Annotated in this window: 20 protein-coding genes; 9 read left to right on the top strand and 11 right to left on the bottom strand. The window is 71.9% G+C overall.

The features are described from left to right. Window positions 1-113: 113 nt before the first annotated feature. The 4 genes from IU476_RS29515 (at window position 114) to IU476_RS29500 (ending at window position 4,411) form a co-directional block, all read left to right on the top strand. The gene (locus IU476_RS29515; RefSeq protein ID WP_324194409.1) at window positions 114-554 is read left to right on the top strand and encodes a pyridoxamine 5'-phosphate oxidase family protein; all 441 of its coding nucleotides are present in this window, start codon (window positions 114-116) and stop codon (window positions 552-554) included. 165 nt (window positions 555-719) lie between these two features. Continuing rightward, window positions 720-1,616 (top strand): universal stress protein, encoded by an 897-nt coding sequence (locus IU476_RS29510; protein ID WP_195105566.1) that lies wholly within the window; start codon window positions 720-722, stop codon window positions 1,614-1,616. 87 nt (window positions 1,617-1,703) lie between these two features. Beyond that, on the top strand, window positions 1,704-2,498 hold the full coding sequence (locus IU476_RS29505; protein ID WP_195105565.1) for a nuclear transport factor 2 family protein: 795 nt from the start codon (window positions 1,704-1,706) through the stop codon (window positions 2,496-2,498). Between the two features lie 101 nt (window positions 2,499-2,599). Then, window positions 2,600-4,411: an Eco57I restriction-modification methylase domain-containing protein gene (locus IU476_RS29500; protein WP_438944084.1), complete on the top strand. Its 1,812-nt coding sequence runs from the start codon at window positions 2,600-2,602 to the stop codon at window positions 4,409-4,411. A 159-nt stretch (window positions 4,412-4,570) separates the two neighbouring features. Here IU476_RS29500 and IU476_RS29495 read toward each other — a convergent pair whose 3' ends face one another. The 7 genes from IU476_RS29495 to IU476_RS29465 all read right to left on the bottom strand — a co-directional run bounded on the left by IU476_RS29495 (window position 4,571) and on the right by IU476_RS29465 (window position 10,237). Further along, the gene (locus IU476_RS29495; RefSeq protein ID WP_195105563.1) at window positions 4,571-5,218 is read right to left on the bottom strand and encodes a TetR/AcrR family transcriptional regulator; all 648 of its coding nucleotides are present in this window, start codon (window positions 5,216-5,218) and stop codon (window positions 4,571-4,573) included. A 123-nt stretch (window positions 5,219-5,341) separates the two neighbouring features. After that, a complete protein-coding gene (locus IU476_RS29490) occupies window positions 5,342-5,521 on the bottom strand; it encodes a hypothetical protein (protein WP_195105562.1) in 180 nt (59 codons plus the stop codon). Between the two features lie 165 nt (window positions 5,522-5,686). Continuing rightward, window positions 5,687-6,202 (bottom strand): gamma carbonic anhydrase family protein, encoded by a 516-nt coding sequence (locus IU476_RS29485; protein ID WP_195105561.1) that lies wholly within the window; start codon window positions 6,200-6,202, stop codon window positions 5,687-5,689. A gap of 55 nt (window positions 6,203-6,257) precedes the next feature. Beyond that, on the bottom strand, window positions 6,258-7,220 hold the full coding sequence (locus IU476_RS29480) for an ABC transporter substrate-binding protein (RefSeq protein WP_195105560.1): 963 nt from the start codon (window positions 7,218-7,220) through the stop codon (window positions 6,258-6,260). Between the two features lie 28 nt (window positions 7,221-7,248). Further along, window positions 7,249-8,007, bottom strand: a complete 759-nt coding sequence (locus tag IU476_RS29475) for an ABC transporter ATP-binding protein (RefSeq protein ID WP_195105559.1) — start codon at window positions 8,005-8,007, stop codon at window positions 7,249-7,251. A gap of 2 nt (window positions 8,008-8,009) precedes the next feature. After that, window positions 8,010-8,858: an ABC transporter permease gene (locus tag IU476_RS29470; RefSeq protein WP_195105558.1), complete on the bottom strand. Its 849-nt coding sequence runs from the start codon at window positions 8,856-8,858 to the stop codon at window positions 8,010-8,012. After that, complete coding sequence (locus tag IU476_RS29465; RefSeq protein WP_195105557.1) at window positions 8,855-10,237, bottom strand: aryl-sulfate sulfotransferase; 1,383 nt, start codon at window positions 10,235-10,237, stop codon at window positions 8,855-8,857. Before IU476_RS29465 ends, IU476_RS29470 begins: the two co-directional genes overlap by 4 nt. Before the next feature lie 157 nt (window positions 10,238-10,394). Here IU476_RS29465 and IU476_RS29460 point away from each other — a divergent pair, with 157 nt between their 5' ends. Together IU476_RS29460 and IU476_RS29455 are read left to right on the top strand one after the other, a co-directional pair. Further along, entirely contained in the window at window positions 10,395-11,441 is a 1,047-nt protein-coding gene (locus IU476_RS29460; protein WP_228824525.1) for a LacI family DNA-binding transcriptional regulator, read from the top strand. Between the two features lie 190 nt (window positions 11,442-11,631). Further along, window positions 11,632-13,746 (top strand): amylo-alpha-1,6-glucosidase, encoded by a 2,115-nt coding sequence (locus IU476_RS29455; RefSeq protein ID WP_195105556.1) that lies wholly within the window; start codon window positions 11,632-11,634, stop codon window positions 13,744-13,746. A gap of 1 nt (window position 13,747) precedes the next feature. On the opposite strand, the gene sigJ is transcribed toward IU476_RS29455, so the two are convergent. Then, on the bottom strand, window positions 13,748-14,674 hold the full coding sequence (gene sigJ / locus IU476_RS29450) for an RNA polymerase sigma factor SigJ (protein WP_195105555.1): 927 nt from the start codon (window positions 14,672-14,674) through the stop codon (window positions 13,748-13,750). Window positions 14,675-14,785: 111 nt separating this feature from the next. Beyond that, the gene (locus IU476_RS29445; RefSeq protein ID WP_195105646.1) at window positions 14,786-15,088 is read right to left on the bottom strand and encodes a putative quinol monooxygenase; all 303 of its coding nucleotides are present in this window, start codon (window positions 15,086-15,088) and stop codon (window positions 14,786-14,788) included. A gap of 272 nt (window positions 15,089-15,360) precedes the next feature. On the opposite strand from IU476_RS29445, the gene IU476_RS29440 reads away from it, so the two are divergent. Then, entirely contained in the window at window positions 15,361-16,308 is a 948-nt protein-coding gene (locus IU476_RS29440) for a cobalamin biosynthesis protein (RefSeq protein WP_195105645.1), read from the top strand. Between the two features lie 208 nt (window positions 16,309-16,516). Here the strand turns inward: IU476_RS29440 and IU476_RS29435 are convergent, their stop codons facing one another. After that, window positions 16,517-17,398, bottom strand: a complete 882-nt coding sequence (locus tag IU476_RS29435; protein WP_438944086.1) for an SURF1 family cytochrome oxidase biogenesis protein — start codon at window positions 17,396-17,398, stop codon at window positions 16,517-16,519. Window positions 17,399-17,403: 5 nt separating this feature from the next. Next, the gene (locus IU476_RS29430; RefSeq protein ID WP_195105553.1) at window positions 17,404-17,898 is read right to left on the bottom strand and encodes a low molecular weight protein-tyrosine-phosphatase; all 495 of its coding nucleotides are present in this window, start codon (window positions 17,896-17,898) and stop codon (window positions 17,404-17,406) included. Window positions 17,899-18,259: 361 nt separating this feature from the next. On the opposite strand from IU476_RS29430, the gene cobC reads away from it, so the two are divergent. Then, window positions 18,260-19,327 carry an Rv2231c family histidinol phosphate aminotransferase CobC gene (gene cobC / locus IU476_RS29425; protein ID WP_195105552.1) on the top strand — a complete coding sequence of 356 codons (1,068 nt, stop codon included), beginning with the start codon at window positions 18,260-18,262 and terminating at the stop codon, window positions 19,325-19,327. 159 nt (window positions 19,328-19,486) lie between these two features. Then, window positions 19,487-20,626: a Nif3-like dinuclear metal center hexameric protein gene (locus IU476_RS29420; RefSeq protein WP_324194406.1), complete on the top strand. Its 1,140-nt coding sequence runs from the start codon at window positions 19,487-19,489 to the stop codon at window positions 20,624-20,626. Window positions 20,627-20,651 lie beyond the last annotated feature (25 nt).

The raw sequence follows: 20,651 nt of genomic DNA, 5'->3' as shown, positions 1-20,651 counted from the left end.
CGGGGGTGTCGGTTCGCTGGGTCGTGGTCGGTCGGTGCGCGCGGCGACATCCCGGTGGTGCGGCGACACGGGCGCGGGTGGCCGGCGGCGACGCCGGAGAACGGTAGGACGTCGTGGCCGACGTCACCGACGGTGGCCGTACCGTCGTGCACCTGGACCGTGCCGAATCGATGCGGCTGCTGGCGGCGGCCGTGGTGGGGCGGGTCGTGTTCACCCGCAACGCATTACCGGCGATCCGGCCGGTGAATCATCTGGTCGAGGACGGCAGCGTGGTACTCCGCACCCGGTTCACCGCCCAGCTGACCTCCGAGATGCGCGGCCGCTCACCCGTGGTGGTGGCGTACGAGGCCGACGACATCGACCCGGTGCGGCGGGTGGGCTGGTCGGTCGTGGTGGTGGGGTTCGCGCGCCCGGTCACCGACCCCGTGCTCGTCGCCCGCTACGAACTGCTGCTGCAGTCGTGGGTCGACGGGTCGACCGACGCCGTGGTCGTGATCGAGCCGGAGATCGTCACCGGCGTCCGCCTCGTCGAACCGCCCTGTCGCGCCGACTGATTGGACCGGCACGCCGAGCACGGCCGGACGACCCGGCGACGGATGACCTTCGGCCGTGCCGATGCCGACCGCCCGCCGCGAGGCTGGAGAACGCGGCGCGTGCGGGATGATCGAGACGAGCGGATATCCGTCGCGACGACGAATCGGAACCCTGAGGAGCGAGCGATGACCGACCTTTCCGGCACCCCGGCCGACCCGAACCCGCCCATCGTGGCGGCGGTCGACGGTTCGGCCGAGTCCTACCACGCCGCCGCCTGGGCGGCCGCCGACGCCGCACTGCACGGCTGCGACCTGCACCTGATCACCTCGGTGTCGCTGCCGATCGGGTTCGGCCCGGTGCCGGTGCTCAGCGAGAACGACCTCGCCCGGCTGCACGACGACGCCGAGCGGAACCTGGCCGAGGCACAGCGCGCGGCCCGGGCCGCCGCGCCCGGCGACACGCCCGCGATCGGCACCGAGGTGGTCACCGAGCCGATCATCCCGGTGCTGGTCGACCGTTCCCGCCACGCCCGCCTGCTGGTGGTCGGCAGCCGCGGTCTGGGCGCGTTCCGCCGCGAGCTGCTCGGCTCGGTGAGCACGGCCGTGACCCGGCACGCGCACTGCCCCGTCGCGGTGGTGCGGGCGGCGGCGACCGACCCGGCGACGGCGGGCAAGCCGGTGCTGGTCGGCGTCGACGGCAGCGAGAACAGCGTGCCCGCGATCGAGCTGGCCTTCGCGGAGGCGTCGCGGCGCAAGGTCGGCCTGGTGGCCCTGCACGCGTGGACGGACATCAGCGCCGGCCTGGACGTGTCGATCAGCGGCTGGGACGCGATCCACGACTCCGAGGACGCGGTACTGGCCGAGGCCCTGGCAGGGCACGCCGAGCGCTACCCGGAGGTCGAGGTCCGCCGAATCCTGGTCCGGGACCGCCCCGTTCGCTCGCTGCTGGAGGAGTCCGAGCACGCGCAACTGCTCGTGGTCGGCAGCCACGGCCGCGGCGGTTTCACCGGCATGCTGCTGGGTTCCACCAGCGCGGCACTGGTGCAGTCGGCGGAATGCCCGGTCGTGGTGGTCCGGCGGTAAAGAATATTGGCGGGTCAGCTGTCCGGAACTAGAACGCGTTATAGGTTGGTGGGGGTGCCCGATCGTTCCGACGCGTTAAGGGGAGTCATGTCCGCCACCGCATCCGCTGCCGAGCTGCTGGCGACCGTCGAGCGGTCGCCGCAGGCCGTCGCCGCCCACGACCGGGGTGCGTGGGTGGCGCTGTTCGCGGGCGATGCTCTGGTGGCGGATCCGGTCGGCGCGCGACCGCACCGCGGGACCGCGGCGATCGAACGGTTCTACGACACCTTCATCGCGCCCAACGGGATCGCCTTCCGGGTGGCGCACGACGTGGTCTGCGGCATGACCGTCTACCGCGACCTGGTCATCGAGACGACCATGTCGACCGGCGTGACCCTGCGGGTGCCCATGCACCTGCGCTATGACCTCGTGCAGGCGGGCGACGAGCTGCGGATCCGGGAGTTGCGCGCGCACTGGGAGCTGCCCGTGATGGTCGGCCAGCTGCTGGTCGCGGGGGTGCCGGGACTGCTCGCCGCGGCGAAACTGGCACCGCAGCTGCTCGGCAACCAAGGTCTCGGCGGCGCGCTGGGGTTCGCCCGCGGCTTCGTGCGGGTCGGCGCGGGCGGGCGGCGCGCGGCCACGGCGCTGCTGGCGGCCGCGAGCCGCGGTGACGGCTCCGCGTTCCGGGCGGCGCTGGCGCTGGACGCCACCCTCACTTGGTGCGGCACCCCCGTCGGCATCGAGGGCTTCCTCGCCCACGCCACCGCACTGCGCGTCGAAAAGCCCATCACCGCAGGCCGTTTCGTCACCGCGACCGTCCACACCCGCACGGCCCGCGGCATCGCCGAACTCGAGATCGGCCGCGGCAACCATGTGGCGGCCGCACGCATCTATGTGAGGTAGAAGGACCGCGCAGTTCGGCCGACGTCCCTTGTTTCTTTCGAGTTCAGTGCGGTTTTCTCGGTTGCGCACGGTGTGCCGCGGGGGCGGGCACAATGCGCGGTATGGCGGGCCGGGGTCAGGGATCGGCCGACCGGCGGGCGGGTGCGGGGTCCGGCGGGGCGGGCGCGCGCAAACGGCACGGCCGGCACTACACGCCCGAGCGGCTGGCGCGATTCTTGGCCGAGCGGGTGGCCGAGCACGTCGTCGACCGGGATGAGCTGCGGGTGCTGGATCCGGCCTGCGGCGACGGCGAATTGCTGCTGGCGATGCGCGAAGTGCTGGCGCGGCGCTTTCCGCGAACCACGGTGCGGCTGACCGGATTCGACCTCGACGCGGACGCCGTGCGGGTGGCGCGGCGGCGGGCGAGCGGGCCGGGCATCGAGTGGCACGCCGAGGACTTTCTCTGTGCCGCCGAGGAATTGGCGTCGGGCAGCTTCGATGCCATGATCACCAATCCGCCATATGTCCGCACGCAGCAGTTGGGTACCGCGGCGGCCCGGTTGCTGGCGCTGCGGTTCGGACTCAGCGGGCGCATCGACCTGACGCACCCCTTCGTGGCGAGCATGCCGCGCCTGCTGTGCCCCGGCGGCGTGCTGGGCCTGTTGTGCGCCAACCGTTTTCTCACCACCAAGGCGGGCACCAACCTGCGCGCCCTGCTGCGCACCGAGCTGACGCCCGTGGAGCTGTACGACCTCGGCGACACCCGCCTGTTCGAGGCGGCCGTCCTGCCCGCCGTCACCATCGCCGTCCGCGCCCGCCCGCTCGCGCCCTGCCGCTACGTCTCGGCCTACGAACTCGACACCGCCCACCCGACCGCCACCGACCTGTTCACCGCACTCACCGCCCCCACCGGCACCGTAGTCACCCACGCGGGCCGCACGATCGCCGTCGAAGTAGGCACTCTCGCCGACGCCGGCCGACCGCTCCCCGACGCGGCACCACTCCAGCCCACCCCTGCCCCGCTTCCGCCCGGCGCGGCACCACTCCAGCCCATCCCTGCCCCGCCCTCGCCCGGCGCGGAAGTCGTTGTCGCTCCGGCTGTGTCCCGTGCGGAAGCTCCTACCGCGGTGGATCCCGCTGTCCCCTGGCGCATGTCGTGTCCGGCGGTCGACGGGTGGTTGCGGCGGGTGGGGGAGGGGACCTGGCGGACGTTCGGGGAGGTGGCGCGGATTCGGGTGGGTATCAAGACGACCGCGGACCGGGTCTTCATCTCCGATCGGTGGGAGGAGCGGGACCCGCGGCCGGAGGCGGAGCTGCTGCTCGACCTGCTCACGCACCACGATGTGGAGCCGTGGCGGATCACGCGTGCCCGCCCGACCCGGGTGCTGTATCCCTACGACGTCTCCCGGCCTCGCCGCACCCCGGTGGATCTCGCCGGATTCCCCGCGGCCGCAGCGTATCTGGCCGAGCACAAGGACGTCCTGGCCGCCCGCGGGTACGTCGTCGCCGGCGGGCGCGAGTGGTTCGAGATCTGGGTGCCGCAGCGCCCGCACCTGTGGTCGCGGCCGAAACTGGTGTTCCCCGACATCAGCGTGCGCCCGCGCTTCGCGCTCGACCGCAGCGGCGCCGTCGTCAACGGCGACTGCTACTGGATCTCGCTACCCGACATCGGCGACGACACCCTCGCGTATCTCCTGATGGGCGTGGCCAATTCGACGCTGGGCCTGCGCTTCTACGACGCGGTGTGCGGCAACCGCCTCTACGCGGGACGGCGGCGCTGGATCACCCAGTACGTCGCCCGCCTCCCCGTGCCGGACCCGGCCCGCCCCGCCGCCACGGCCCTGGCGGAACTGGTGCGCGCGTGCGTCGACGGAGCCCCACCCCCCGAACCCGGCCTCCTCGACGAGCACGTCACCGCGGCCTTCCGCCTCTGACGCTCAGCACGTAAGCCCCACTCGCCATGGGCATGTCGGGCCAGCCCCGGCAGTCGGCTGCGCGGCACGCCCACCATGGCAGGTCGGGACGTCTGCGCCCCGGCGGTCAGTTGCGCGGCACGGCTGCCATGGGCAGGTCGGGACGTCTGCGTGCGGCAGTCAGGTGCGTGGCACGCCCACCATGGGCATCAGTGTGCGGCGGGCGAATTCGCGTGCGGCCTGCTGGTCGCCGACCGGGATCAGGCCGTCGGGCGTCAGTGCCAGCGACTGCGCCAGCCGCGCCATGATCTCCGCGACCAGGTCGGCGTCGAACTCCAGCGCCGGATTGGTCTTCTGCAACTCGCGCAGTTTGTCCGCCAGGTAGGCGCGCCCGACCGCGAGGATCGGGCCCGCGTCGGTGGTCAGCCGCGGCAGGATCAGATCCGGTTCGGTGCGCAGCAGCCGCCGCAGCAACTCGTTGCGCGCCAGCAGCGTGATGAACGCGACGAATACCTCCACCAGCTGCTCCTCGGCGGCCGTCGCCGGTTCCGCGGCGGTCGCGCCGGTGATCTCGGCGACGCGCTTGTCGATCTCGGCGACGAACCGCTGCGCCTCGCGCACGCCCACCGCCTCGATCAGATCGTTCTTCGATTCGAAGCGGCGGTACAGCGTGGCGGGGCTGATGCCGGCGCGGCGCGCGATCTCGCCCATGCTGGTGCGCTTGATCCCGAAATCGAGAAACGCCGACAGCGCGCTCTCCAGCAATTGCTCGCCGTCGGCTCGCGGCTTCTCGAGGATGCGCGCCAGGATGGGGGGAACGGAGGGCATCGAATCTCCAGTCGATCGGACGCAGTGTCACTTCGGATGCGGCGGGGTGGCGTTCATTATCTCATCGGAACGCGCCCGCGACCGCAGCGTGGCGTGTCGACACCCGCCCGGACCCCGCGACGATCAGCGCAGATTCAGCGCCGTCATCTCCTGCTCGATCGCGTTGGCAGCGAAATCTATTCCGCTGGAACGTAATTCGTGTACCCGACGCTGTAGTGCCTCGATACCCCCGGGCTGGGCCGCGATATCGGCCACACTGATCCGCCCGGTCGGTCGGTGCATACCGGACTGCTCGTACGCCACCGTTGAACCTCCTGCTTGCCCACGTGGCGAGCCCGTCGTCCGAACGTGACTCGCCTCGCGTAGCGAGCCGTCGGCAGCTATCTCTCGGCTGTCGTCCGAACCCCGGGCACGCTGGCCAAATGCTAGCAAGAGGAGGAGATGGTCACCTGACCAATGTGCGCTGTCTCACACCTCGACGCCGTCGCGGTGGGTGGTGGTGTTGTGCCGGTACACCGCCGCGTTGAGGCGGATGCGGTCCCGTTCGGCCTCGCCGAGTTCGCGGCGCACCTTCCCGGGCACCCCCGCCACCAGCGATCCGGGCGGAATTTGCGCTCCCTCGGGGATGAGCGCGTTGGCCGCGATCAGGCTGCCCGCGCCGATCACCGCGCCGTTCAGCACGGTGGCGCCCATCCCGACCAGCACGTCGTCACCGACCGTGCAGCCGTGCAGAATCGCGTTGTGCCCCACCGAGACTCCGGTGCCGACGGTCAGCGGGAAGCCGGGGTCGGCGTGCAGCACGCACCCGTCCTGGATGTTGGATCCCGCGCCGACGGCGATCTCCTCCAGGTCGCCCCGGATCACCGCCGAGTACCAGACGCTCACCTCGGCGGCGAGCCGCACCCGCCCGATGACCGTCGCGTTCGGCGCCACCCACGCGCTGTCCGCGATCTCCGGCGCGTGCTCACCCAACTGAATCCTCATAAGCACCGAACATAGCCCGTCGCGTCGCGGGGGTCGGTGGGCGGTGCCGTTGCGCTCACCCGGCGTGCGGCAGGTATCGGCTGTCGAGGGTCGTGGCGTAGTCGGGGAGTTGGGTGGAGCGGTCGACGGAGCCCTGTTCCTTCGCCCAATTCGCCAGTGCCGTCAGGTTTCCGGCCAGGTCCGGCTGCAACCGCAGGGTGAAGTCGAATTCGGGGAGGATCCGCGCGAGCAGGTCGGGGGCGAGCTGGGTGGCCTCGGCGACGGCCGCGACCGCGTCGGCGGACCGGGCGGTGAGCTGGGCTCCCGCCTCGTCGAGCGCGGTGAAGAACGCCGCGAGCGCCGCGGACTTCCGGCTGGTCGCGGTGTCGGTCGCCAGGTAGAGGCTGTGCTGGTGGTACGACCCGCCGGGCAGCGCGACGGCGTCGTCGCCCAGGGCCGCCACCACCTGGGCCTGGTACGGCTGGAAGATGGCGACGGCGTCGACGTTGCGCTGGGTGGCCGCGGTGACCGTCGCCTGCGGGGCCACCTGCACCAGGTCGGCGCGAATCTTGTTGTCCGCCAAGGTGGTCGCGGCGAAGTACGCCGCACTGGTGCCGAGCGGGGTGCCGATGGTCCGGCCCGCGAGCTGTGCGGCGGTGGTGATCCCCGCGCTGCGCCGGGCGACGATGCGCGAGCCCTCCCACCGCGAGCCGTCGCCGACGACCCGCAGCGACGGCGAGCGGGCCAGCGTGGCCGCGGCGGGCACGTCGGCGGCGGTGGTGACGTCGACCTGATGCGCGGCCAGCGCCTGCAACGCCTCCACGCCGGAGGGGAAGTTCACCACCTTCACCCGCACGCCGTGCTTGTCGAACGTGCCCGCGCGCTGGGCGACCGGAATCTGCGCCCAGGACGGGTCGACGACGAAGCCGACGGTGAGGGTGGCGGGGTCACTGCTGTCCGAGTTGCCGCACGCGGCAAGGGAAGTCGCCAAGGCGCCGACGGCGAGGACGGCGGCGAGCAGCCGGGCAGGTCTTTTCACGGTGATCTCTCTTCGTTACGGGGCGGGGTTACCGAGGGTCGGGGTCGATGCCCAGTTCGTGGTGCAGGCGGCGGCGCAGGTCGCTGTAGCCGGGCTGGTCGGCGAGCGTCCCGGCGGGCCGCGGGCGGCTGAGCGGATTGGTGAGGTGGGTCGCGATGCGGCCTTCGCGCAGCACGCCGATGCTGTCGGACAGGCGGATCGCCTCGTCGACGTCGTGGGTGACGAAGACGACGGTGCGGCCGAGCCGGGTCCACAGGTCGATGACCAGGTCCTGCATCTTCAGCCGGGTCAGCGCGTCGAGCGCGGCGAACGGTTCGTCCATGAGCATGATCGCGGGCTCCCCGGCGAGCAGCCGCGCGAGGCCGACCCGCTGGCGCATGCCGCCGGAGAGCCGATTCGGCCGCTGCTCGCCGACCGCCGCGGGCAGCCCCACCAGCTCGAGCAGTTCCGCGATGCGGCCTGGCCGGTCCCGGCGCGGAACCCCGTGTGCGCGTAGGGCGAAGGCGATATTGTCGGCGACGCTCATCCACGGGAACAGCACGTCGCGCTGGAAGGCCACGCCGCGGCGCGGATCCGGCGCGGTCACCGGCGCGCCGTCGTCGAGGACCGCGCCGGCCGTCGGCGCGACGAGCCCCGCGAGACAGTGCAGCAGCGTGGATTTGCCGCTGCCCGAGGCCCCGACGAGGACGAGGAAGGAGCCGTCGGGCACCTCCAGGCTGATGTCCCGGAGCGTCGGCGCGGGCGCGCCGGGATACCGCACCACCAGGTCTTGTGTCGCGATAGGCATGGTCAGTGCTCCTCTCGGGCCCACCGGGTGAGCGGCGCGGTGAGCGCCGCCAGCGCCAGATCGCAAGCCGCCCCGAGTATTCCGAGCACGATCAGGCAGAAGACGAGGCGATCGGCCTGCGAGAACAGCTGCGCCTGGTAGATCCGGTAGCCGAGACCCGCTGTGGTGCCGGTCATCTCGGCGACGACGATCAGGACGAAGGCCATCGCCGCGCCGACGCGCAGCCCGGCGGCGACATCGGGAATCGCCTCGGGAACGACGATGCGCGTCAGGGTCTGCACGCGCCCCGCGCCCAGGCAGCGGGCCGCTCGCAGGAAATCGGCCGGGGTACTGGCGAATCCGGCGTGACTGTTGATCCACACCGGCACGAACACGCCCAGCGCGATGACGAGGGTCTTGCTGTTCTCGCCCAGTCCGAACCACAGGATCGCCAGTGGCACCAGCCCGATCGTGGGTACGGGGGACAGCAGCCGCAGCACCGGCTGCAACAGCCGCCGCCCCGCCCAGGTGCTCGCGGTCAGCAGCGCGGCCGCGATCCCCGCGAGCGACCCGAGCACGAATCCCACCAGCGCGCGCCGCAGGCTGGCGGTCACATCCGGGACCAGCAGCCCGTCGGCCCACAGCGTGCGCCCGGCGCGCGCGATCTTCGGCACGCTCGGGAACAGCTCGGCGGGAAAGTGCCCGGTGGCCGCCACGAGGCTCCACAGCGCACCGGCCAGTACGAGGCCCGCGAGGGTGCCGCCCACCGCGCCCCACCCGCCGCGCGTCCGCGGCCCCCGCCACCGGCGGCGCTCGGTGTCGGGCGGGGAATCCGTTGCGGCCGTGCCGATTCGCACGCTGGATGTCGTCATGGCGTCGCGCTCCCCGGTGCGCCGGTGTGCCGGGAGTCGGCCGCTGTGCTCGGCGGGCGGATGCCGGTCGCTCGCGTGTCGACCGGTGCGGGCGGCGTCCGCGGCGGGCCGACGGGCACCCAGTCGAAGGGCACGGCTTGGGCGCGGTAGACCAGGGAGGTCTCGGTGGCGCGGTCGACGCCCGGCACCCGCGGTTCGCGGACCTCCGGCTCACCGGCGACGCCGAGGCCCACGTACGGCGAGTGGTACTCCCAGACCACCCGTCCCTCGGCGGTGACCTGGAACAGCCGTCCCGTCATGCCCTCGGTGACGAGCGTGTTGCCGTTCGGCAGGCGCTGCGCGTTGCTCACGAAGGAGCTGAAGAACGTCCACGAGGGCAGCCCGGAATCCTCGGCCGTGTACTGCCAGACGATCTGCTCGGTCGCCGGATCGATCTCCAGCACCCGCGAACCCGCGTAGATGCCCAGCGGCGCAGGCGGATACCCCGCGCCGCCCTGATTGTCGAAGACGAGGATATTGCCCGCGCCGGGCAGCCCCTCGGCGATGAGGTGCGGATTGTGTTGCCCGGAAAGCTGATCCAGCGGGCGCGGCACCTTGTGCACGTTGATCCGCTGGTGCTGCGCGCCGGGCTCCTCCTCGAAGTAGGGACCGAGCTTCCACACGATCGCGCCGGTGCCTCGGTCGATCAGCGCGACGATATTCGCCTTGCGGTAGCTGATCAGGATGTTGTCCGGATGGAAGACGCCGTCCGGGTCCGCGCGGTGCCGGTGGTTGGGGCCGAGGGTCTTGGCGCTGTTGATCTCCAGGTAGCCCCACGGGTCGTCGGGGTCGCGAGCCACGGTGCGGCGCAGCGCGTCCCAGCCCGCCGCCGAGAACCCGAGCTCGTCGAGATGGTCGCCGGCGCGCCACTCCCAGACGAGTTCGCCCTCGGGTGTGACCTCGTAGAGGCCCTGGTCGCCCACGACCGCGTCGCCCAGTGCGGGTACCACGCGCGGAATCGTCACCAGCAGTAGGCGATTCCCGTTCGGCAGCAGTTCCCAGTCGTGGTTCTGGCGCGCCGCGCCGCCCGGCGCCTGCCGTCCCCACTCCCACACCGGCTCGCCCGACCAGGACAGCTGCCCGACCGTGCGGTTGGCGTAGATCCCGCCGCGGGGGTCATCACCCGCCGACAGCTGCACCCCGACGTCGCCGAGCCGCCCGCCGTTGAGCGCGGGATCGAGAATGCGCGGCGGCACACCGGCATACGGCCACTCGCGGTGGACCGCGCCGTTCAGATCGATGAGCCGGGTGACGCCGTCGCCTCCCGAATAGAGGACGTAGCTGTGGTGTGCCGACTCGGGATCGAAGTAGGTGACACCGGTCGGTCGTACGAAGGCCATGCGATTCACTCCACCAATCGGATGTTGCGACCGGGGGTCGCGGAGGTTACCAATCTAATCGATTTGCGTACCCTCTGAGCTGCGCATACGGTGAGAGAATCAGCATGGTTCGAATCCTTGCCGGACCGGTGTGCGAGCGATGAGGATGGGGCCGATCATGACTGCCAAGCGGGTGACGCTGGCCGATGTGGCGCGCCGGGCCGGGACGTCCACGGCCGTGGTGAGCTATGTCCTCAACGACGGACCGCGCCCGGTCTCCGAGGCGCTGCGGGCGCGCGTCGTCGCCGCCCTGGACGAACTCGACTACCGGCCGGACCGCATCGCCCGCGCGCTGCGCCGGCCGCGCCGCTGGCGGCAGATCGGGCTGCTCGTTCCCGATCTGACCCTGCCGTTGTTCGGGGCGCTGGTCGGCCGCGTCGAGGTCGAGGCGCGCGGTCGCGACCATCTGACGCTGATCGGCAACACCGGTTACGACCCGGAGCGGGAGATCGAATTCGTCCGCGCCTTCGCCGATTCCGGCATCGACGGCCTGATCGTGGTGGGCAGCGCCAGCGGTCCCGCCACCGCCGCGCTGTGCCGCCAGGAACGCATTCCGGTGGTCTGGGTGCACAACAACCGGGGGACCGTCGACGCGCCCGTGATCGGGGCCGACCACGTGCGGGCGGGCGCGCTGGCCACCGAACACCTGGTCGCCGCGCACGGCCGCGCCGATGTGGTGTTCGTCGGCGGGTTCACCGCGCGCGACGTCCAGCACGGCGACCGCGAAACCGTCGCGCAGCGCTACGAGGGCTACGTCTCGGTCGTCGGCCGGTCGGCGGCGCGCGCGATCCGCACCGACCTCACGCCCGCGGGCGCCTACCACGCCGTCACCGCACACCTGGCCGCCGCGGGCGCCCCGCAGGGCATGGTCGTCGGCACCTACGGCCAGGCCGCCGCCGCGTTGCGCGCCGTCACCGACAGCGGCGTCCGCGTCCCGCAGGATCTCGCGCTGGTCGGCTTCGACGGCGACGCCGCCAACACCTACGCCCGCCCGACCCTCACCACCGTCCAGCAACCTATCGACGTCATCGCCCGCCACGCCCTGGATGCCGCCCTGCTCACCTCGGCCGCCGCCCGCAACCCCCTCGACGTTTCCCTGCGCCCCGGCGAAACCTGTGGGTGCGGTGCGGGAGTCGCGCCTTCCGCTCCGGCAACGATGGGGTAACAACCCGGGGCGTCGAACCCGGCGGTCTTGAGCGGGGTAGGGGTTTCTGACAGCGTGGTCTGCGCACCCGTGTGTGTTCGGTTCTCGATGGTTGTCGGATCGCGCTCTTCCCACCTCAGCGACGAGGAGTCAAGGCGATGTGTCTCGTGCCGTTTCCTGCAGTCACCCGCACCGCGCCGGACGTGCGCGCATGAGCGGGCCGTCGGTGTTCAACGCCGGGCAGCCGATGCCGATCATCGGCGGGGGCGGCGGCGTGGTGACGATGGTCGAGGCCAGCACCTTCTGCCTGTCCGATCCGCTGGGCGACATCAACGCCGGCACCTCGCAGGGACTGTTCTATCGCGACGCCCGGGTCGTCTCGCGCTGGGAGCTGCGGCTCGACGGGCACCGGCCCGAGCAGTTGTCGGTGATGATGTCGGAGGCCTTCCGCGCCCGGTTCGTGCTGCGCAAACCGGCCCGGCAGGGCGTGGCCGACAGCACGGTGCTGGTGTTGCGCCGCCGCATGATCGGCGACGGGATGCGCGAGATCATCGCCGTGTACAACCTCGGCGACGAGGACACCGCGATGACCGTGTCGATCACCGTGGACGCCGACTTCGCCGACCTGTTCGCGGTCAAGGCCGGGCAGGTGCACGGCGGGGGCTGCGAACTCACCGCCGCCGACGGCGAACTGCACCTGTCCGATCGCGACGACCCCGGCCGCGGCCTGACCATCAGCGCCGAGGGCAACCCGGCCACCCAGCCCGGCACGCTCACCTGGCGGGTCGTCGTGCCGCGGCGCGGGCACTGGCAGACCATCGTGCGCTGCCGCCCGATCATCGGCCACCGCGCCGTCGAGGCGACCTTCAGCGACGACGACCAGGACAGCCCCACCTATCGCATGAAGCAGTGGCGCGCGACGGCCACCAGCCTCACCGCAGGCGACCCCGGCCTGACCTCGATCCTGCAACGCACCGAGGGCGATCTGGGCGCGCTGCGCATCGACGACCAGGGCGGCGACGCCCCGACCTACGTGGCCGCGGGCGCACCCTGGTTCATGACGCTGTTCGGCCGCGACAGCCTGCTCACCTCGTGGATGGCGCTGCTACTGGATTCCGATCTGGCGCTCGGCACGCTGCAACAGCTGGCGGCGCTGCAGGGCACCCACGTCGACCCGATCACGGAGGAGGAACCGGGCCGCATCATGCACGAGATGCGGCACGGCCCCGCCGGCGACGAAGTGCTCGGCGGCACCGTGTATTACGGCACCGTCGACGCGACGCCGCTGTTCGTCATGCTGCTGGCCGAATGCTGGCGGTGGGGCGCGGAGGAACCGGTGGTCAAGGCGCTGCTGCCGGCCGCCGACGCCGCGCTCACCTGGATCGACTCCTACGGCGACACCGACGGCGACGGCTTCGTCGAATACCGCCGCAAAACCGAACAGGGCCTGGCCAATCAGGGCTGGAAGGACAGCTGGGACGCGATCTCCTTCGCCGACGGCCACCTAGCCGACCCGCCGATCGCGCTGTGCGAGGTGCAGGGGTACGTCTACGCCGCGCGGCTGGGCCGGGCCGACATCGCCGACGCGTTCGGCGACACCGAGACCGCCACCCGCCTGCGCACCCAGGCCGCGGAACTCAAGGCGCACTTCGACGAGGCGTTCTGGCTGCCCCAATCCGGCTGGTACGCCATGGCTCTGGACGCGCACAAGAATCCGGTGGACGCGCTGTCGAGCAATGTCGCGCACTGCCTGTGGACCGGGATCGTGCCCGACGAGCGCGCCGCGGTGCTCATCGAACGGCTCGCGGAGACCGGGATGGACAGCGGCTTCGGGCTGCGCACGCTCGCGGAATCCATGGGCCGCTACAACCCGATGAGCTACCACAACGGCTCGGTGTGGCCGCACGACACCGCGATCGCCGTCGCCGGTCTGCTGCGCTACCACCACATTCCGGGCGCGACCGAGCTGGCCGAGCGGCTGGCGGGCGGCCTGCTCGAGGCGATCCTGGCGTTCGGGGCGCGGCCGCCGGAGTTGTTCTGCGGCTTCACCCGCAAGGACTTTCCCGCGCCGGTGCCCTACCCGACCTCGTGCTCCCCGCAGGCCTGGTCCAGCGCCGCGCCACTACTGCTGATGCGCTCCTACCTGGGCCTGCAACCCGACGTCCCGAACCGCACGCTGGCCATCGCGCCGCGCCTGCCCGACCGCGCGGGCCGGGTGCGGCTCGCCGACCTGCGGCTGGGCTCGGCCACGGTCACCATTCAGGCGCGGGGGACCACGGTGAAGGTCGACGGACTGCCGAGCGACTGGCAGCTCCGCCAGTCCTGACTCACAGGTACCAGTCGGGCCCGCCGTCCGGCAGATCGCGCAGCTTGTCGGGGTTGCGCACCACGTTGATGCCGGTGATCCGGCCGTCGTCGAGGACGAACGAGAAGACGCCGACGTGGGTGCCGTCGAACACCATCAGTCCCGGAACGCCGTTGACCAGCACGTGCCGGCCCCACGCGCCGGTGCCCGCCCGGTACCAGCCGAGGAACATCTTCGCGACCAGCTCGGCGCCTTGCACCGGCTGCCGGATCGCGGGCACCTTGCCGCCGCCGTCGGCCGTGAGCACGACCTTGTCGTCGAGGACGCCCAGCAGCGCACTCAGATCACCGGAGCGCCAGGCCAGCGCGAACGCCGACACGGCCTTCTCGTGCTCGGCGCGGGAGGCGGGGAAACGCGGCGTGGCCTCTTCGACGTGTCTGCGTGCGCGCGAAGCCAATTGGCGCACGGCCGCCGGGGTGCGGCCGACCACCTCGGCGACCTCCGGGCCGGACATGCCGAACACGTCCTGCAGCACGAATGCGGTGCGCTCGGCGGGTGACAGCGACTCCAGGACCACCAGCAGCGCGGTGGTGACGCGCTCGTCCTGGGTGACGCGGTCGGCGGGATCGTCCATGGTGGTGACCTCCGGTTCGGGCAGCCAGTCCCCGACGTACTGTTCGCGCCGGGCGCGGGCGGAGCCCAGCTGGTCCAGGGCCAGCCGGCCGGTGACCGTGGTCAGCCACGCGCGCAGATTGTCGATCCGCTCGTCGTCGGAACGGGTCTCGTGCCACCGCTGCAACCGCAGCCACGCCTCCTGCACCACGTCGTCGGCGTCGCTGAGACTGCCGAGCGTGCTGTAGGCCAGCCGCCGCAGATACTGCCGGTGCTCCTCGAACCGCCGCGCCAACTCCGCCCGGTCGATCGCACCGGCACATCCCTCAGTGGTCACGCTGCCTTCCTTCCGTCCGCCCGAGCTTATCGGTGGTTATCGGAGTGACGACGTGGCGGCGCGGAGTGTGACATCCGGCCCCTCGGCCGCGTGAGTGCGTGCAGTCGGGCTTCATTCCTCGTCTCGGCCGAACAATGCCCCCACGGCGGCGATGTCGTACTCCTCCACGGACACGGTGAGCATCGCCGGGCGTTGTTCGTCGTCGACGACGCTGCCGCGGTGTGTCTCGAGGGCTGTTCGAGATTCCCAGCGCTCGAAGATATTGATGCGGGCGGGGTCGATCAGATCGGGCGAGATCGCAATGTCGAGGCAGCCCGGCGCCCGGCGCGCCTGCTCGACGATGCTCTCGCAGCCGGCGAGGTAGGCCTCGCGCTGCCGGGGCTCGACGGTGATGTGCCCCGCGACGATCACCATGGATGTGCTCATGTTCCGACGTCCTCTCGCCCGACCGGTCGCTTCCATGATCTAGACGCCCAGGTCCGGGGAAACTCATCGGTGAGCAGAGGTGTCCACAAGCCGGGCCGATTCGGAGGTCTGCACACGCGTGGATGACCTGCCTGCCGGTGTCCGCAGGACGCCGGGCCTGTCGGTGTGCGGAACACGGACAGCAGCGGCATTGTCGGGCTTCGAACCGTGCGCCCGGATGGGTCGGGATGCGCTGTCGCGGTTACCCTCGGCCGGTGCGTATGGGTGTTGCCAGGGCGATCGGGTTGGTGGCGGGGTTCGGGCTGGATCGGCTGCTGGGCGATCCGCGGCGGTGGCATCCGGTGGCGGGGTTCGGGACGGTCGCGGGGTGGCTGGAGTCGGTGACGTATCGGGATCGGCGTGCCGCCGGAGTTCTGCACGAGGCAGTGCTGGTCGGCGGCGTGGTGGTGGCCGCGGTGGGGGTGGAGCGTGCGACGAAGACCCGGTCTCGTGTGGTGGTGACGGCGTTGGCGACGTGGGTTGCGTTGGGCGGTACCACGTTGGCGCGGACGGGGCGGGAGATGGCGGGGTACTTGGAAGTGGGGGAGGTTGGGGAGGCGCGGCGGTTGTTGCCGTCGCTGTGCGGGCGGGATCCGGAAATGCTGGATGCCGACGGGCTGGCTCGGGCGACGGTGGAGTCGTTGGCGGAGAACACCTCCGATGCGGCGGTGGCGCCGCTGTTCTGGGGTGCGGTCGCGGGTGTGCCGGGGCTGCTCGGGTATCGGGCGGTGAACACCCTCGACGCCATGGTCGGGTACCGCAACGACCGCTACCGCCGGTTCGGTTGGGCCGCAGCGCGTGTCGACGACCTCGCCAACCTGATCCCCGCGCGGTTGACCGGCGCACTGACCGTGCTGCTCGCGCCACTCGCGGGCGGCCGCCCCGCCGACGCCCTCCGCGCCTGGCGCCGCGACGCCGCCGCCCACCCCAGCCCCAACGCGGGCGTCGCCGAAGCCGCGATGGCCGGCGCCCTAGGCATCCGCCTCGGCGGTCCCACCGCCTACCCCCACGGCACCGAACTCCGCCCCACCCTCGGCGACGGCCCCGCACCCCGAGTCTCCGACCTCCGCCGCACGGTCCGCATGTCCGAACTGGTCCAGCTCACCGCCGCTCTCACCACCGCGGCCCTCGCCCTGTCCCGCGACCGTCGACCGTCTCGCCTCCGGTAGCCCATCGCCCGACACCGCGGTGATAGCCAATAGCCCTATCGCCCGACACCAGGGTGACAGCCAATAGCCCCATCACCCGACACGGGAGTGATAGCCCCCATCACCCGACACCGCGGTGACCAGGACCGAACTCCGGCTCCCTGAACTCGCCGACACGCTGGCCGGTCTACGGCGAGGCCGCCGTTTCCGGGTCGAATCGGCGGACTGCTCAGCGGTGGGTGTTGCCGTAACGGTCGGCCAGGCGGGCGGCGTTGGAATTCGGGGCCGTGTCGGCAGGGGAATCGGGGGTGGGTTTCGGGACGGGATCGCTTGTGGGAGTGGGAGGTTCGGGTGGGGTGGCGCGTTCTCGGCGGCGTTCGCGTAGTTCGGCCCAGACGAAGTAGCCGAGGCCGAGGGGAGCCATGATGCCGAAGGCGATCCACTGGAGGCCGTAGGAGAGGTAGGGACCGGCGTCGAGTTGGGGAAGGGCTGGCGGGGTGAAGGCGCCCGGTTGGCCCTCGGTGAGCTGAAGGTAGCCGGCGTCGGGCGGGATGGCGTCGACCGGGCTGCCCAGCACGGTCGAAAGTTGCGCGGTGTCAACGGAATACACCTGGCGGCAGCCGTCCTGCGTCATCGGGTCCTTGCCGGGGATGACGCCCTCGGACCGACGCACCCGGCCCTCGATCCGCTGCGGGCCGGTCGGCGGTTCCGCGAGGGGCGGGATGCGCACCCCGTCCGCGGCCGACACCAGGCCGCGGTCGATCAGCAGGGTGCGGCCGTCGTCGAGCCGGAAGGTGGCGAGCACCCCGAAGGCCGGCTTGTCCTCGAGTCGCTGCAACCGCTCGACCACCATCGAACCGGGCACGTAGCTGCCGGTCGCGACCACCCGCCGCCACTCGGTGTCCTTGGCCCCGGGATCGTTCAGCAGCGTGGCGACGTCGACCGGCGCGGCGTTCACCGAGGCCGCGATGAGGTCGTTGCGATGCGAGGTGCTGTTGTTCTTGCCCAGCTGCCAGGGCGCCAGCACCGTGAAGCACAGATACGCGAACGCCACCACGACCACGGCGAGGATCAGCCAGCTGGGTCGCAGCAGGAAAGTGATCCGGCGCAGCACGTTCATCGGCCGGGGCTGCTCTCGCCGAGTTGTTCGCAGACCCAGTCGAGCAGGCCCGGGACGGCCGCCTCGATCTGTTCGCGGACGAGTTCGAATTCGGCATCGTCACCGTAGTACGGGTCCGGCACGTCGTGGTCGTCGGCGTGCGGGTCGAAGCTGCGCAGCAGTCGCCGCCGGGCCGAGGGGACGCCGAGCGCCGCGAGTTCGCGTTCGTGCGTACCGGCGAGGGCGACGACCAGGTCGGCGTCGAGGTGGTCGGCCCCGATCATGGCCGCGACGTGGCCGATCGGGTACTCGTGCCGGCGCAGCAGCGCGGTGGTGCGCGGATCCGCGTCCGACCCGACGTGCCAGGCGGTGGTCCCGGCGCTGCTCACCCGCACGCGGTCGGCGAGCCCCGCGCGCTCGAGGTGCGCGGCGAAGATCTTCTCGGCCATCGGTGACCGGCAGATGTTGCCGGTACAGATGAAGGTCACATGCAGCTCGCCCACGCCAGCCATTCTGTCCGGTCCGCACCTGCCCCGGCCACGTAGGGTGGGTGGCTGTGCCACAGGACACCCCGCCCCGCCGTGCGACCGCCGCCGCCCCGCCGCGCGCCGGCGCTGTCACGACCGGGCGTACCTGGGCGCATGCGTGGCGCGCGGCTGCGACGGAGGTGTGCGGCGGCAGTGCGTTCGGGGGCGCACCCACGCTTATGCGTCGTGCGATTGTGGGGCTGTCGGGTGGCGGTGCCGTTGTCCTCGGGTGGTGGTGAGGTTGAGTTCAGGCTTCGTGGCAGCAGGGGGTTCGGGTTCGGGCTTCGTGGCAGCGGGGGGTTCGAGTTCGGGCTTCGTGGCAGCGGGGGGTTCGAGTTCGGGCTTCATGGCAGCGGAGGGTGCGAGTTCGGGCTTCGTCGCAGCGGAGAGTGGTGAGCGGGCGAAGTTGCGGCATCACGGGGATGTCGAGGTGCGGGCCGGGATGCTCGATTTCGCGGTGAATGTGCAGGGTGGAGCGCCGCCCGGATGGTTGCGGGAGCGGCTGGCGAAGCGGCTGGGGGACCTCGGCAGATATCCGAACGCGGAGGAGGAGCGGGTCGCACGGGCGGCCGTTGCGGCGCGGCACGGGCGGGACCCGGAGGAGGTGTTGCTGCTGGCGGGGGCCGCGGAGGGGTTCGCGATGCTGCCGCGACTGACGCCGGGGCTCGCCGCAGTGATCCATCCGTCGTTCACCGAACCCGAACTGGCGCTGCGGGAGGCGGGTGTGCCGGTCGCCCGGGTAGTGCTGGAACCGCCCTACGAGCTGGCTTCCGCGCTGGTACCGGAGGCGGCCGACCTGGTGGTCGTCGGCAACCCGACCAACCCGACCTCGGTGCTGCACCCGGTGACGGCAATTCACGCTCTCCGGCGGCCGGGCCGTCTCGTCGTGGTGGACGAGGCGTTCGCCGACGCGGTCCCCGGGGAGGTGGAATCGCTTGCGGGACAAGCGCTGCCGGACGTCCTCGTCCTGCGCAGCCTCACCAAGACCTGGGCCCTGGCGGGCCTACGCTGCGGCTACTTCCTCGGCGCGCCGGACGTGCTGGCCCGCCTCGGCCACGGCCGCGCCCACTGGCCTTTGGGCACCTTGCAACTGGAAGCCGTTGCGGCGACGGCCGATCCGGCGGCGCTCGCCGAAACCCGTTCCCGCGCCGAGCACATCGCCGCCGACCGCGCCGCGATGATCCCGCGCCTGCGCGCCCTCGGCATCGAGGTACACGAACCCGCCGAGGCCCCGTTCCTGCTGATCCGCGTCCCGGACGGCGAACTGCTCCGCAAACGCCTGGCAGACAGGGGCATCGCCGTCCGCCGCGGCGACACCTTCCCCGGCCTGGACTCCCACCATCTGCGCCTGGCCGTCCGCGGCCCAGCGGAAGTCGACCGCCTCGTCGCCGCGATCGAGGAGATCGGCCTGTGACGCGATGGACGGACACCACCCTGGCCCCACCACCGCGCCAGGTGCAGCCGTGGCCAGGGCGCGACGCAGGGATCGCTCACGGATTCAGCGGGCGGAGTAGAGATGAATGCCCCGTGGGCGGTGTGGCGGGGTGACAGTGACTGGAGCTGAGGAGGTTCGGTGACGGGAACGGGAGCGGTGGTGCTGGCCGAGGTGATCGCGGCGCTGGATGCGGCGTATCCGCCGCGGCTGGCCGAGTCGTGGGATTCGGTGGGGCTGGTGTGCGGTGATCCCGGGGAGCGGGTGTCGCGGGTGTTGTTCGCCGTGGACGCGACGGCCGCGGTGGTGGACGAGGCGATCGACTGGGGCGCAGAGGTTCTGGTGGTGCACCATCCGCTGCTGCTGCGCGGCGTGGACACCGTGGCGGCGAGCACACCGAAGGGCGCGCTGCTGCACCGGCTGATCCGCAGCGGCTGCGCGTTGTTCACCGCGCACACCAACGCCGACTCCGCCGACCCGGGCGTCTCCGATGCCCTGGCCCACACGCTGGGACTCACCGTCACCGGCCCGCTCGAGCCCAAACCCGAAGCGCCCGTGGACCTATGGTCGGTGCAGGTGCCGCGTGCGCAGACCGAGACCGTGCTCGCGGCGCTGTTCGCGGCCGGTGCGGGCGCCGGTGGCCACTACCGCGACTGCTGCTGGCAGGTGCCGGGCACGGGACAGTTCCGTCCGCTGGAGGGCGCGAATCCTACTGTCGGCGAGGTAGGTTCGCTGACCCGTGTCGAGGAGGACCGCGTCGAGGTGGTGGCCCCGCCGTCCGCGCGATCCGCCGTGCTGGCCGCCCTGCGCGCGGCGCACCCCTACGAGTCACCGGCCTTCCACGTCACCGAGGCCGCCGACCTCCCGTCCGCGCGCGGCCTGGGCCGGGTGGGGGAGTTGCCCCGTCCGGAATCGTTGCGCGCCTTCACCGCTCGCGTGCGCGCGGCGCTCCCCGGCACGGCCTGGGGCGTGCGCGCGGCCGGTGATCCCGACCGCACCATCCGCTCGGTCGCGGTCTGCGGCGGCGCCGGGGACTCGTTCCTGCGCACCGTCGCCCGCCTCGGCGTCGACGCCTACGTCACCGCGGACCTGCGCCACCACCCCGCCGACGAACACCTGCGCGCCGGCGGCCCGGCCCTCATCGACGCCGCCCACTGGGCCACCGAATTCCCCTGGTGCGCCCAGGCCGCAGATGTCGTCCGAAAAGCCCTCCCCACCTTGGAAACCCGCGTCTCCACCCGCCGCACCGACCCGTGGACCCTAGGCGCGGCCGACGACTGACGCGCGCCGCCCTTGACTTCAACCA

Source organism: Nocardia blacklockiae, assembly GCF_015477355.1.
Taxonomy (GTDB): Bacteria; Actinomycetota; Actinomycetes; order Mycobacteriales; family Mycobacteriaceae; genus Nocardia; species Nocardia blacklockiae.
The sequence above is the reverse complement of the archived record's forward strand: the minus strand, read 5'-3'. Positions and strand labels throughout refer to the sequence as shown.